This is a genomic window from Polaromonas sp. P4_H1 (assembly GCF_056400945.1).
This window is the reverse complement of the sequence record NZ_JBFUKG010000002.1, coordinates 107,945-121,488: the sequence shown is the minus strand read 5'-3', so window position 1 is coordinate 121,488 and position 13,544 is coordinate 107,945. Positions and strand designations below refer to the sequence as shown.

12 protein-coding genes are annotated in these 13,544 nt (G+C 62.2%); 3 read left to right on the top strand and 9 right to left on the bottom strand.

Features of this window, described 5'->3' with window-relative positions; translation table 11 throughout:
• Window positions 1-33 precede the first annotated feature (33 nt).
• The 4 genes from araD to AC1DS5_RS03415 all read right to left on the bottom strand — a co-directional run bounded on the left by araD (window position 34) and on the right by AC1DS5_RS03415 (window position 6,279).
• Window positions 34-1,773: an L-arabinonate dehydratase gene (gene araD / locus AC1DS5_RS03430; RefSeq protein WP_477716854.1), complete on the bottom strand. Its 1,740-nt coding sequence runs from the start codon at window positions 1,771-1,773 to the stop codon at window positions 34-36.
• 31 nt (window positions 1,774-1,804) lie between these two features.
• The gene (locus AC1DS5_RS03425) at window positions 1,805-2,098 is read right to left on the bottom strand and encodes a Dabb family protein (protein WP_477716853.1); all 294 of its coding nucleotides are present in this window, start codon (window positions 2,096-2,098) and stop codon (window positions 1,805-1,807) included.
• Entirely contained in the window at window positions 2,092-3,564 is a 1,473-nt protein-coding gene (locus AC1DS5_RS03420; protein WP_477716852.1) for an aldehyde dehydrogenase (NADP(+)), read from the bottom strand. The genes AC1DS5_RS03425 and AC1DS5_RS03420 overlap by 7 nt, the downstream gene beginning before the upstream one ends.
• Window positions 3,565-4,080: 516 nt before the next feature.
• Complete coding sequence (locus tag AC1DS5_RS03415) at window positions 4,081-6,279, bottom strand: sodium-translocating pyrophosphatase (RefSeq protein ID WP_477716851.1); 2,199 nt, start codon at window positions 6,277-6,279, stop codon at window positions 4,081-4,083.
• Window positions 6,280-6,566: 287 nt separating this feature from the next.
• On the opposite strand from AC1DS5_RS03415, the gene ppa reads away from it, so the two are divergent.
• On the top strand, window positions 6,567-7,106 hold the full coding sequence (gene ppa, locus AC1DS5_RS03410) for an inorganic diphosphatase (protein ID WP_011483221.1): 540 nt from the start codon (window positions 6,567-6,569) through the stop codon (window positions 7,104-7,106).
• A 253-nt stretch (window positions 7,107-7,359) separates the two neighbouring features.
• Here ppa and AC1DS5_RS03405 read toward each other — a convergent pair whose 3' ends face one another.
• The 3 genes from AC1DS5_RS03405 to AC1DS5_RS03395 all read right to left on the bottom strand — a co-directional run bounded on the left by AC1DS5_RS03405 (window position 7,360) and on the right by AC1DS5_RS03395 (window position 10,353).
• Window positions 7,360-7,695: a four-helix bundle copper-binding protein gene (locus AC1DS5_RS03405; protein WP_477716850.1), complete on the bottom strand. Its 336-nt coding sequence runs from the start codon at window positions 7,693-7,695 to the stop codon at window positions 7,360-7,362.
• A 143-nt stretch (window positions 7,696-7,838) separates the two neighbouring features.
• Window positions 7,839-8,696, bottom strand: coding sequence for an alpha/beta hydrolase (locus tag AC1DS5_RS03400; protein WP_477716849.1), 858 nt, complete (start codon window positions 8,694-8,696; stop codon window positions 7,839-7,841).
• On the bottom strand, window positions 8,617-10,353 hold the full coding sequence (locus AC1DS5_RS03395; protein WP_477716848.1) for a wax ester/triacylglycerol synthase family O-acyltransferase: 1,737 nt from the start codon (window positions 10,351-10,353) through the stop codon (window positions 8,617-8,619). The genes AC1DS5_RS03400 and AC1DS5_RS03395 overlap by 80 nt, the downstream gene beginning before the upstream one ends.
• A gap of 366 nt (window positions 10,354-10,719) precedes the next feature.
• On the opposite strand from AC1DS5_RS03395, the gene AC1DS5_RS03390 reads away from it, so the two are divergent.
• Window positions 10,720-11,265: a phasin family protein gene (locus AC1DS5_RS03390; RefSeq protein WP_477717220.1), complete on the top strand. Its 546-nt coding sequence runs from the start codon at window positions 10,720-10,722 to the stop codon at window positions 11,263-11,265.
• Window positions 11,266-11,470: 205 nt separating this feature from the next.
• Here the strand turns inward: AC1DS5_RS03390 and AC1DS5_RS03385 are convergent, their stop codons facing one another.
• Window positions 11,471-12,247 carry a hypothetical protein gene (locus tag AC1DS5_RS03385; protein ID WP_477716847.1) on the bottom strand — a complete coding sequence of 259 codons (777 nt, stop codon included), beginning with the start codon at window positions 12,245-12,247 and terminating at the stop codon, window positions 11,471-11,473.
• Window positions 12,248-12,536: 289 nt separating this feature from the next.
• Here AC1DS5_RS03385 and AC1DS5_RS03380 point away from each other — a divergent pair, with 289 nt between their 5' ends.
• Window positions 12,537-12,947, top strand: a complete 411-nt coding sequence (locus tag AC1DS5_RS03380) for a low affinity iron permease family protein (protein ID WP_477716846.1) — start codon at window positions 12,537-12,539, stop codon at window positions 12,945-12,947.
• A gap of 116 nt (window positions 12,948-13,063) precedes the next feature.
• Here the strand turns inward: AC1DS5_RS03380 and AC1DS5_RS03375 are convergent, their stop codons facing one another.
• Window positions 13,064-13,426: a hypothetical protein gene (locus AC1DS5_RS03375; protein WP_477716845.1), complete on the bottom strand. Its 363-nt coding sequence runs from the start codon at window positions 13,424-13,426 to the stop codon at window positions 13,064-13,066.
• Window positions 13,427-13,544: the final 118 nt, after the last annotated feature.

Genomic DNA, 13,544 nt, shown 5'->3' with positions numbered 1-13,544 from the left:
GTGTTGGTTTGTGTCAGGTCGTGTCTGTTCGTGTCAGTAAATGTCGGGCTCGCCCACCGGCGCGCCAAACGAGGTTTCCAGAAAGTCAAAATCACAGCCCTGGTCGGCCTGCTGGATATGGCGCGCGGCCATCCAGCCGTAGCCGCGTTCATAGCGTTTGGGCAGCGGCGTCCAGGCGGCTCGGCGCCGCGCCAGCTCTTCGTCGCTGACTTCCAGGTGAATGCGCCGGCCTGGCACGTCCACCGAAATCAGGTCACCGGTTTTGACCAGTGCGAGCGGACCGCCGATGTAGGCTTCAGGCGCCACATGCAGGATGCAGGCGCCATAGCTCGTTCCACTCATGCGGGCGTCTGAAATGCGCACCATGTCCTTCACACCTTGCTTCACCAGCTTGAGCGGAATGGGCAACATGCCCCACTCGGGCATGCCCGGGCCGCCCTGCGGGCCGGCATTGCGCAGCACCATGACATGGTTTTCTGTGACGTCAAGGTTCTCGTCGTCAACGGCTGCCTTCATGGAGGGGTAGTCGTCAAACACCAGGGCCGGGCCAGTGTGCTTCAGGAGCCTCGGGGCGCACGCGCTGGGCTTGATCACGCAGCCGCCGGGCGCCAGGTTGCCGCGCAGCACGGCGAGCGCGCCTTCGGCATAAATGGGATTGTCCAGTGGCCGGATCACGTCGTCGTTGTAGACCTCGGCACCTTCCAGTGTTTCGCCCAGGGTGCGGCCGCTGACCGTCATCGCATCCAGCTTCAGATGGCTGGTCAACCGGCTCATCATGCCGCGCATGCCGCCCGCGAAGTAGAAATCTTCCATCAGGTAGGTGTCGCCGCTGGGCCGGATATTGGCGATCACGGGCACCTTGCGGCTGGCGGCATCGAAGTCGTCCAGGCCCACGGCGCAGTGTTCGCCGGCGCGGCGCGACATGGCCACCAGGTGAATGATGGCGTTGGTCGAGCAACCCATGGCCATGGCGATCACGATGGCGTTTTCAAATGAGGCGCGGCTGAGCATCCTGGCCGGGGTCAGATCCTCCCAGACCATGCTGACCACGCGGCGGCCGCATTCGCTCGCCATGCGGATGTGGTTGGCATCCACCGCGGGAATGGACGATGCACCGGGCAGCGTGAAGCCGCAGGCCTCGGCAATGCCCGTCATGGTGCTGGCCGTGCCCATGGTCATGCAGTGGCCGTGGCTGCGGGCAATGCCGCCTTCCACTTCCAGCCATTGGGCCGCGCTGATCTTGCCGGCGCGCCGGTCATCCCAGTATTTCCAGGTGTCTGAGCCCGAGCCCAGCACCTTGCCCTTGACGTTGCCGCTCAGCATGGGGCCAGCCGGCAGGTAGATGCAGGGCATGCCCGCGCTCATGGCACCCATCAGCAGGCCGGGCGTGGTCTTGTCGCAGCCGCCCATCAGCACCACGCCGTCGATCGGGTGGCTGCGCAGCAGCTCTTCGGTCTCCATGGCCAGCATGTTGCGGTAAAGCATGGTGGTGGGTTTGACGATGGATTCCGACAACGATATTGCCGGGAGTTCAATCGGGAAACCGCCGGCCTGCAGCACGCCGCGCTTGACGTCTTCCACGCGCTGTTTGAAGTGGCCGTGACAGGTGCCGATGTCGCTCCAGGTGTTCACAATGGCGATCACCGGCTTGCCGACCCAGTCTTCGGGGCCATAGCCCAGCTGCATCACGCGCGAGCGGTGGCCGAAAGAGCGCACATCGTCGGGGGCGAACCAGCGCGCGCTGCGCAGCGATTCGTAGGTTTTTTTGCTCATGTCAGTCCTTGGGGTCCTTTGGTATCGGGGTTCACAGCGTGTAATCCACCGCCGCCCATTCAAAGTAGGGCTTGAGATCGGCTATCAGGGCCTGGTGCAAGGGGTGGAACAGATACTCGTTCAGCGCGCTTGCGTCGTCAAATTGCGATTCGAGCACGTAACCCCAGCAAATGGGCCGGTCCAGTTCGTTGGTGCTGAGTTTCCAGCCCCGAATGCCGGCAATCTGCGTGCCGAGCGCGTCCATGCGCTCGACCAGCGAGGTCTCCAGCCCGGTATTGGCCGTGACGTCCGGCTTGCGGCGGAACATCACGATGTGGTTCAGCATGGCTGTCCGTTGCGGGCCAGCAGCCAGGCCGGCGCGTCCTGCAGGGCCACAGGGCGCAGAAAGCGCTCCATCGCCGCGTCACCCACCGAGGTGGTCATGGGCTGGGTCGACGAAGGCCATGGGCCGCCGTGCTGCTGCGCGGCCGTGACGGCCACACCCGTGGGCACACCGGCGAACAGCACGCGTCCCGCAATGGCTGTGGCGCCGCGCACCAGTGCGCGGGTGTCGGCGTTGTCGTCTTCCGCACCCCAGAGGGTCACCGTCAGGCTGCCACCCACGGCGTGCAGCACGTCGAGCACCTGCGCGATGGAATCGGCACGCACGATCAGGCTGGACGGGCCGAACAGCTCTTCGCGCAACTCGGTTTTGGCGATGAAATTCACGGCGTCCACCTGGGCCAGGAAAGGCCGCGGCGCCTCGGCGCTGCCGGCTTCTTGCAGCAGGGGATGTACGCCGGCGGCGGTCATGTGGGCTACGCCGGCATCGAAGGCGCTGCGCATGCCCGGGGTCAGCATGGCATGGGGTTTTTGCGTGGCCAGGGCGCTGGTCAGCTGCTGCATAAACGCATCGCTCGCAGGGTCCTTGAGCAGCACGATCACACCGGGACTGGTACAGAACTGGCCGCATCCGAGGGAAATCGATCCGGCGAGCACGGCGGCCAGTTCGGCTCCGCGTGCAGCGAGGATGCCGGGCAGAGCGATAACGGGGTTGGTCGATCCCAGTTCGCCATAAAACGGAATCGGGCGTGGCCGGGCGTTGGCCTCGGCCTGCAAGGCCGCGCCGCCGCGCGTCGAGCCGGTGAAGGCGCCGGCGGCCATCGCCGGGTGGCGCACCAGACGCACGCCCACATCGGAGCCACCGCCCTGGATCATGCCGATCAGCCCCGCGGGCAGGTTTTGGGCCTTGAGGACTTGCTGGACCAGGCCAAATACCCGGTTTGACAACAGCAGGTGGCCCGAGTGGGCCTTGACGACCACCGGGCAACCGGCGGCCAGTGCCGAAGCGGTGTCGCCACCCAGCACCGAGAACGCGAAGGGGAAATTGCTGGCCGAGAACATGGCGACAGGGCCCAGCGGCACGCGCAGGCGGACCATGGCGGGGTGACCGGCGGGCGGGGGGCCGGCCACGGCGGGATCATCCGTGGTGGCAAAGGGCACGCCGCGCTCGGCGATATCGGCAAAGCGGCGCAACTGGAAGGCGGTGCGGTCGAGTTCGCCATTGAGCCGCACCGGGCCCAGTGCGGTTTCCTCGTCGGCCACGGCGACCAGGTCTTCCCGGTCAGCTTCCAGCGCGGCGGCGAGCGCACGCAGCAGCGCCGCGCGGGTGTTGCCGGTGCTGGCTGACCAGCTGGCAAAGGCCGCGTGGGCAGCGGCCGCGGCGGCATCGACCTGCTCCGGCGTGGTTGCGGGCAGAGGCGCGCCAAGGGGTTCGCCTGTGCGGGCTGTAAAAGATTGCAGGGTTTTCATGGGCAAGGTAATGGTTTGGATGGCTAAATTGAAAGAAAAAGTGCCCTGATCGGGACGGGCGGACGCTTCAATTGCTGGCAGTTTGTGCTATATGTTAGCGCTAACAATTGGCATGGACATTAGTATAAACACTTGCCCTGGAGAAAAAATGGCGTTGAAAAGGTGGAGGGGCGGGTGGTAATCGTCCCGGCCCGCGAAGTCTCGCAAAGTCCACCAAGGCAAGTCCGCTCATGCTGGCATTGCGGTCATTGACCGCACCCTGTACGAAGCACTGCCGAAGCTGGTGGCTTGCTTTTGGGCATGGGGTGTTTGGTCGTTTAACAGAGGTAGAGGTGATAGCGGGCGCGTGGAACTGGCAGGGCTGCAGGCGCCGCCAACGGCTGGATCGATTGGCCGTTTCATCCTCGCGACGCTGGTTTTGAGTCAAAAGTGTCATGACGCCAGAAATCGTCATTCATTATTGAAACCGGGCAATAAAAAAGCCCGCCGAAGCGGGCTCCTGATGCGCAAGACACCTTATTTGGATGCTGGCGTTGCTGGTGCTGCCGGAGCCATGGGTGTGGCCGCCATTGGTGCAGGCGTCACCGGAGCTGGCGCAGACACTGCTGCAGGCGCCGCCACCGGCATGACCGGCGCTGCGTTGGCCGGTCCGCCATGGAACTTCATCATCAATGGCACGATCAGCAGCGCCACGATGTTGATGATCTTGATCAACGGGTTCACGGCCGGACCAGCGGTGTCCTTGTAGGGGTCGCCCACGGTGTCGCCGGTCACGGCGGCCTTGTGCGCTTCCGAACCCTTGCCGCCATGGTTGCCGTCTTCAATGTATTTCTTGGCGTTGTCCCAGGCACCGCCACCGGTGCACATCGAGATCGCCACGAACAGGCCGGTCACGATGGTGCCCATCAGCATGCCGCCCAGCGCCTTGGGGCCCAGCACCAGGCCGACCAGGATAGGCACCACCACCGGCAGCAGCGACGGGATCACCATTTCCTTGATCGCCGCGGTGGTCAGCATGTCCACGGCCTTGCCGTACTCGGGCTTTGCCGTGCCTTCCATGATGCCTTTGATCTCGCGGAACTGGCGGCGCACTTCCACCACCACCGAGCCGGCGGCGCGGCCCACGGCCTCCATCGCCATGGCGCCGAACAGGTAGGGGATCAGGCCGCCGATGAACAGGCCCACGATCACCATCGGGTCGCTCAGATCAAAGCTGATGGCGTTGCCATAGCCTTCCAGCTTGTGGGTGTAGTCGGCAAACAGCACCAGCGCGGCCAGGCCGGCCGAGCCGATGGCGTAGCCCTTGGTCACGGCCTTGGTGGTGTTGCCCACCGCGTCCAGCGGGTCGGTGATCTCTCGTACGCTGGCGGGCAATTTGGACATTTCGGCAATGCCGCCGGCGTTGTCAGTGATCGGGCCATAGGCGTCCAGCGCCACCACAATGCCGGCCATGCTCAGCATGGCGGTGGCTGCGGTGGCAATGCCGTACAGGCCGGCCAGCGAATAGGCCGTCATGATGGCGATACAGACGCAGAGCACCGGCCACGCGGTGGAACGCATGGACACGCCCAGACCCGCAATGATGTTGGTGCCATGACCGGTGGTGGAAGCTTGCGCGATGTGCTGCACCGGCGAGTACTGAGTGCCGGTGTAGAACTCGGTGATCCAGACCAGCGCACCGGTGAGTATCAGGCCGACGGCGCAGGCGCCGAACAGGCGTATCTGCGTGCCGGAGGCGGCAATCGCGTTGTCAGGCATCAGCCACATCGTGACGAAGTAGAAGGCGATCAGCGACAGCACGCCGGCCACGGCCAGGCCCCTGTACAGCGCCGGCATCACGTTCTTCATGCCGGGCGAAGCCTTGACGAAGAAGCAGCCGATGATGGACGCCACGATGGACACGGCACCGAGTGCCAGCGGGTAGACCACAGCGTTGAGCGGGGCAGCCGCCACCAGCAGGGCGCCCAGCACCATGGTGGCAATCAGCGTCACCGCGTAGGTTTCAAACAGGTCGGCCGCCATGCCGGCGCAGTCGCCCACGTTGTCGCCCACGTTGTCGGCGATCACGGCCGGGTTGCGCGGATCATCTTCGGGAATGCCGGCTTCGACCTTGCCCACCAGATCGGCGCCGACGTCAGCGCCCTTGGTGAAAATGCCGCCGCCCAGACGGGCGAAGATCGAGATCAGCGAAGCGCCGAAGGCCAGGCCGATCAGCGGGTTGAGCAATTCAGCCAGCTTGCGGTCGGGCGTGTAGTTGCCGTTGCCCACCAGGAACCAGTAAAAGGAGGTCACACCCAGCAGGCCGAGACCGACCACCAGCATGCCGGTGATGGCGCCGCCGCGAAAGGCGACGTCGAGTGCCGGGCCAATGCCGCGGGTGGCGGCCTGTGCGGTGCGTACATTGGCGCGCACCGATACATTCATGCCAATGAAGCCGCAGGCCCCTGACAGCACGGCTCCGATCACAAAGCCGATGGCGGTTTTTCCATCCAGGAAGAAGCCGATCAGCAGGGCCAGGACCACGCCAGCAATCGCGATGGTTTTGTACTGCCGGGCCAGGTAGGCCGCGGCGCCGGTCTGGATGGCGGCCGCAATTTCCTGCATGCGTGCATTGCCGGCGTCCTGGGAAAGAATCCAGCTGCGTGCCCAGATGCCGTACCCCACGGCAATAAGCCCGCAGACGAGCGCAAGAATGAGCGCTGAGTTGCCTGTCATAGAGATCTCCTTGTTTTTCGCTTGGAGGGGGTAGCAACGCTAGTGTGGTGTGAAACCCCCGCTGCGTTGCTTCCTCGCTGCTTCCAACATGCTTGGAGACGATTGGCCAACTCGCGCAATTTACTGCCAAAACATGACAAATTGACGACCCGTAAGGTATGAATCAGTAAAATGAGGGTAAATCCTGAGTAGCTAAATCCAGCGGTTGACTCCCTCAGCCAACACCGCCTGCTGCAACGTTTCGTGTTCCTGTCTTTCCCTCTTTTTTTTATCAACATCAATCGACCATGTCCCTAGATAAAGTTTCTCCTGGAAAAAACGTTCCTGATTCCTTCAATGTGATCATCGAAATCCCGATGAACGCTGACCCGGTGAAATACGAAGTCGACAAGGAGTCGGGCGCGATTTTTGTGGACCGCTTCATGAGCACGTCCATGCACTACCCGACCAACTACGGCTATGTGCCCAAAACCATCAGCGGCGATGGCGACCCGGTGGATGTGCTGGTCATCACGCCCGTTCCGCTGATTCCCGGCGTGGTGGTGACTTGCCGCGTGATCGGCATTTTGAAAATGACCGACGAGGCTGGCGAAGACGGCAAGGTGCTGGCCGTGCCCATCGACAAGAAGTGCTCGCTCTACAGTCATTGGCAAAAGCCTGAAGACATGAACCCGCTGCGCCTGAAAACCATCGCGCATTTCTTTGAGCACTACAAAGACCTCGAAGAGGGCAAATGGGTCAAAGTGCAGGGATGGGAAGGCCCGGAGGCTGCGAAGAAGGAAATTACCGACGGCATTGCCAACTACGCCAAGGCGAACAAGGCCTGAGGCCAGGGGCTGGTAAATTGCTGAAGGGGCTGGCGCTTTTTTGGTGCTCTTGCCTCTTCAACTTCAGATAGATCCAGGATGGCTATAAAAAAGATAGCAAAAAACCACCGCACACATCTTGCAAAAAGCGCCTGCACTGAACTGTGCAGGCGCTTTTTTATGGCGCCTGGTCGTGGCAGGGGTGTCCGAACCGGCGCATTGCGGACTTTTCAGCGCGTGGCGCCAGGGTGGGATGTCAGGATGCCTGGCAACTTCACACCACGGCCATGCCGGCGCAGGATTCCGCGCATTTCCGGCAGGCCTGCACGCAGTCATCCATCTCGCCAATGGCTTCGCAACTGGTGGCGCAAGCCTCGCAAATTTCGGCGCACAGGGCGCAAAGTTTGGGCACGTACTCAGAGCCGCTGAGCTGCAAATTGGCCGATGTCTGGCAGATATCCGCACAGGTCAGCATCAGGCTGAAATGGTCGGGGTCGATGTGCTTGCCGCCGACCTGGAGGCAATGCGTCATGGCCGTCTGCAGGCACACCTGGTGGCAGTGGGTACAGGCCTCGATACAAGGCTGCATGCTGGTGATGGTGTGGTCCATTGAATGTTCCGCGATGAAGTGCGTGGCCATTCATTGTGGGTCGCGCAGCCATCCCGCGGCTAGCAGACGGTGTCAACTGTTGTTGTAGGCGCGGGCTGACGCCGCCACCTGTTTGAGGCCAGCGACTGCCCGCAAGGCGGTGCTCAGGCGGTGCGTGCCGGATCGGGATAAATCAGGCCGTGGATTCGGCCTCTGCGGCCTTTGTCTTCTGCTGCAAAGGGGCGCCACTGGCCCTCGGCCTGCGCCAGACGGTCGGCGATGGCCCACCAGGCGCTGGGATTGACTCCCAGTCCAATGTGGCTGGCCACCACCTCGATGTTCTCGGTGTAAGGGTTGCTCGTGCAGGGCGACTGAATGCTCCCTTGCCAGGCCACAATGCCATCGGTGCGCGAATAGATGCTGGTGGTTGGCACCGGCGGTGCGGTGGGCAGGTCGTAGTTTTCCGCTTCGCGCTCAATGCTGCGGCCGCTCACCAGTTCGTAAATACGCCAGGCGTTGGTGGATTTGTGTGAAGCGGAAAAGGGCGTTCCCAATGTGATCACGCCGCGCACCATGTGAGGCAATTCCTTGGCCAGTTCCCGCGCGTACACGCCGCCCAGGCTCCAGCCGACCAGGCTGACCTTGCGACCGGTGGATTCAAAAGTGCGCGTGAGCTGGGCCTTGGCTTCGTCAATCACGCCGGCGCGCGGGCCCAGGTTGAAACCCTGCTCCCAGCCCCAGGCCTTGTAGCTGAGCGACTGCAGGTAATGGCGCAGCGGCACGGTGGAGACATCGTTGGCAGAAAGGCCCGGAAACACCATCACGGCATGCCCATCACCCTCGGGCGCGCGTGCCAGCAGCGGCCATGAGGGAAGCAGGGCGCCAAATTCCCAGACAGCACGCAACTCCAGCGCCAGCAGCCAGGCGCTGGGCGGCGCAATGTCATGCGGGCCTGGCTGGCTTGGGGGTTGTTGTGCGCTGGATGCGTGGGGTGTGGGTTTTTTGCGGAACGTGCTTGCCATGGCTCGGAGCATTGGACGTTTTGGTGCTGTTATGGATGGAAACAGTATCGGGGCGTCTGCGTCTTTTTCCAGAGGGAGGCTCCTCTAACCTGGCTGCGTTGGTCACGTTCAGGACGGCAGTTTTGCGGGTTTTTACGGGTGTTTTTACCGCCGGCGGCCCACTTGGGGTTGCAGCGGGAGCGGGTGCTGTACCGACCATCAATGCCTGCGCTTGCTCGAAAGCAGCTTCGATCGCCTTGGCCAGATCCTGTGTATGCGGCAGCGCTTTCTTGTCGCCAATGATGCCGAAATCAACATGGCCGGCATAGGTCTGGATGGTGATGTTGAGTGCCAGGCCATGCATGATGATGGACAGCGGGTGGAAGGTCAGAAAGCGGGCACCGGCCAGGTACAGGGGCACCGCTGGTCCTGGTACATTGGAAATTGCGAGGTTTGCCACCATCGGCAGGCGGCTGGCCAGGCCGCTTTTGCCATAGGCATTGAGCGCCAGCCTGGCCGCGCCGCCCACCAGCCACGGCGCCAGCAGCGAAGGGTAGTCGGTCGGCAGCAGGCCTTTCAGGCTTTGCAGGGAATCTTTCACCTTGCCTGTGGACGCCATGATGGCGTTCAGGCGCTTGAGGGGATGCGCCAGGTGCGTGCCCAGATCCACCAGGCTCATGCTCACCTGGTTGCCCAGGTTGCTCGTGTCGGTGGCGCCATTTTCACGCAGCGAGACCGGCATGGCCGCCACCAGGGATTTTTTGGGCAGGCTGTGATGCTGCGTGAGGTAATCGCGCAGGGCGGTCGAGCAGATCCACAGCACCACGTCGTTAAACGAGCCGCCCACTGCCTTGCCCATGGCCTTGCATTCAGCCAGCGGAATGGTGGCCGTGACGAAAACCCTGCCCGAGCCTATGCCCGCATTGAACGGCGAGGGCGGCGCCAGCTTCATCGGCATCTTCGGCCGCACGCCGGTGGCCGAACTGCCAAGCGATTGTTTGGCCAGCGTGCGGCCGAGGGTGCCGGCTGCCGCTGGCAATGACCTGGCCACCTTGACCAACTGGCCCAGCGAGCTGGAAAACACCGAGCCGATCATCTTGCCGACCTTGAGATCAGCCTCCAGCCTGCGGCGGCGGCCGGGGTCGGGCGGAGGCACGTCACGTGGCACCGGGCTGACGTCCAGCAGGGCGTTGGCCAGCATCACGCCGCCTTTTCCGTCCAGGGCCGCATGATGGATTTTGGAGAAAAAACCGGCCACGATCTTGCCTCCCTGACTGGCAGGCAGCTTGATGCGGTCAAAAATATAAAACTCCCAGAGCGGAAAGTTGCGGTCAATCAGCTCCCCATGCAATTGCGCGCACAGCTTGTGCACCTCGGCCAGCGTCATGGGTGCAGCGCCTTTTTTCGTGGCGTCGGCGCGGCGAATGTGAAAGCCGATGTCCACCGAGTCAGCCTCAACCCACAGCGGATGACCCAGGTCCAGCGGCATGAACACCAGCTTGCGGCTGAACACTGGCGCCAGGTGCATGCGTTTGGCAATGTGCCTGGTGACTTCTTTATGAAAGCTGCCCTTGAAGCCGGCCGGCAGTTCACACAGGTTCAGCGAGCCCACATGCATGGGCATTTCGGGAGTTTCCAGGTAGAGGAAGGTCGCATCGAGGCCGGTGAGCGATTTCATGGTTATTGTCTCCGTGGAGGACGTTAACCGAGCGGGGAGGGTTGCGACAGTAGGGTTTGCCGTAGAGAAGCCCAACCCAATGAGCCGCTGCGCAGGGACACCCCGGAAGCTGTGGCGCATCGCCCCCAGCCACTGCGTCATGGCACGTCAGGACACCCGCCGTGGCTTTGCGCCTTCGCAAGTACAAGCTGTTGCAATTCAACAGCTAGACCGGTCTCCCTAGAATTTGCTGCGGCGCAACAAAATTACTTGCGAATGTTCTGGTTTTCTCCATAATAGAGTCCATGCTGCACTGCAACATAAATAACCGGAAACGGGTTTATGCAGGGCAGACGCCCAGAACGTCCATCAACCCAGGAGCTTTCAATGACCTACACAGCTGAACAACTCATCGCGACCAACCAAGCTAACGTCGACGCCCTGGAAGGCCTGACGACCCACACTTTTGCCGGATTCGAAAAACTGGTCGAGTTGAACCTGGCGGCCTCCAAGGCTGCTTTGGCTGAATCTTTCAACTACGCGCGAGCCGCTCTGGGCGCCAAAGATGCGCAGCAGCTGCTGGCCCTGCAAACCGGCTTGCTTCAGCCCCTGGCCGAGAAGTCGGCTTCCTATGGCAACCATGTCTACAGCGTTGCCGCTGAAACCGGAGCCGTATTCACCAAGGCTTTTGAAGCCAAGGTGGACGAAGCAAAAAAAGCTTTTGCCGTTGCGGTGGAAAATATGACGAAGAACGCCCCCGCTGGAACCGAGTCCGCTGTTGCTGCTTTCAAGAGCGCTGTGAACGTGAGCCAGAACGCTATCGAAACCGCCCAGGGAACGGCAAAGAAGGCCGTCGAACTGGCTGAGGCCAACTTCACGGCCGTGACCAAGCAGGCTGTCAGTGCAGGCGCCGCTGCTTCCAGGAAGCGTTAATGGTTGATTGGGTTGATTGCCTTACGGCATAAAGGCATAAAGGCATCAATAAGCAACTGCTTTCCGGCAGTGAAAACTCTGGAACAGTCCCTCAAGAAATGCCTCGCTATCGCGGGGCATTTTCATTTTTGTTGCTGGCTCCGTTGTTTTTGCGTTTTCCCCTGGCCGATCTTCAGCGGCAGCGGAACTTGTCTCAATTCCTGTCTCAATTCCGCTCGGCATCCGCGAGCATTCCCTGTTCATCATCGGTTAATCCAGCCACAGGCGTAGCCTTGGCCAGTGCCATCCATACCCCCAGCGGCAAGGGCTGTCGTGAGCGCCGGGGCGCTGCGCGGGCGACGGCCAGGCGATCGGCATCCATCACCATGACGCCGCACTCCAGCGGGATCTCATCGGCCGTGCCAATGGGCCGGCCTTTGGCGTCGCAACCCAGTACGTACCAGCATTCGCCGCCCAGGTCCAGATAGGCGGCACGTTTTTCGGGACGGCGAAGGTCGCCCAGCAAGTCGGCGCGATGGACCTTGACCTCGTGAACGATGGGGTCCACATACTCCTGCACCGAGGTATTGCGGATAGAGAACACGTCAGGGCGTGCCATGCACCAGCGCGCTGGCACGCCTTCGCCAGCGGCAGGCAATTGCGCACGTAGGCCGAGGCCACGCCAGGTGATGCGACCTGCGCGCACCATCTCGCAGGCCACGCGCTCTACCAGTGCTTCGTGCTTCGACAATGCCGCGCGGTTGCGTACCAGGGTGGCGGCGAGGTAGGCCACGCCCGTATCGGTGACCCGCAGGGTTTCATGGCCTGCCGGGCCGGCTATGCGCTGCAGCAGGCCGGCCGCCAGCAGTTCAATTTCCAGCACATCCTGGCAGGGCCAGCCGGCCGAGCGGTAGACCTCGCGCAGGCGCCGGGCGTGCGCGCGGCCGAGCGGCGCAGTAAACGATGCTTCCAGGGGGGTGGTGGCGGGCTGGGTGTCGGTCATGGCTCAGAAGTTTCGATTTTGCCTCGCAGCTGGGGCATATGCACTGCATGGTCGCTGCATGGCCAGGATTCGCGGCAAGGGGGCAGGCTCTACCGGCCGCAATGAAATCACACGTGCCCGACGGCCACCCTGCGTGCTAATCTTGACACTGATTTGTCCCCGTTCTTCACATTGATCATGGCCACACAGCATGCAGACATCAGGTGCATCTCTATCCAGCCTGTTGGCCCGATAGCCCCCGGCTTGCAAGCCCTGCCGTATTCATCCGGCGTCGAAAGAGAGGTCCAGCATGCATAACCACGCTTGGTATTCCCGATTTGCGAAGGCGGCGGCGCATTTTTGCGGCCGGCCGAGGGTGTTTGTTCTTGCCGTTGCCGTCATCGCAGCCTGGGTTGTGACCGGACCTCTGTTCGGTTTCAGTGACACCTGGCAATTGGTCATCAATACCGGCACCACGATCATTACCTTCCTGATGGTCTTCCTGATTCAGAACACCCAGAACCGGGATACGGAGGCGATCCAGGTGAAACTCGATGAACTCATTCGTGCAACCCAGGGTGCGCATAACGCGCTTCTCGATCTGGAGGAACTGGAGGAGGGGAGTCTCGATGCATTCCGGGCCAGGTACGAAGCACTTGCCGCGGTAGCGAGGGCGGAGTTAACGCGTGGATTGCAGGACACCGGAACGCCAGAGCCCTGAAGCACCCGTAGTTGAAACGCGCCGCAGTTGAAACACCCGGGAGTGGTGGGTCCGGACCGGCCATTCGGGCAGTTGCTGATTGGAGAGGATTGGTATGAGCCGGTACCAATGTGCCCTCAGCCGCGAATCTCAAACCGCGCATCTCCCATCTTTTTGCCCAATGGCCTGAACGCGGCCACGATGGCATCGGCTTCAGCCTTTTCCCACAGCGCGATGACCTGTTGCTCAGCCTCGGCTAGCGATTCAAGGGGCGAGTTTTCGTTGAGTGTGCGCACGAGCAGGCAGGCCTGCAGCGTGGGCAGCACGCTATCGGGCCCGCCCAAGGCAAATTCAAGGGCCATGCGAAAGCGCAGTTCGGCGGCGCTCCGCTGGGCGGCGCTCAGGCCGGGGGCGTCGACCAGTTTGACGGTGTAGGCGGCGGGGGGGGGGCAGTAGTCATGGCCAATTGTCGCGGGCGAATGACGCCATCCGGGCGCCATCAGGCAGTTTGTGTCTGGCGGGTGCGCCGTCCTACAGTGAAATCACTGGTGTCTGACAGCAGGCGTGCATGCTAGTCTTTAAATTAACTCATCTCCTCTCCTCCTTCAGACTTCCGAT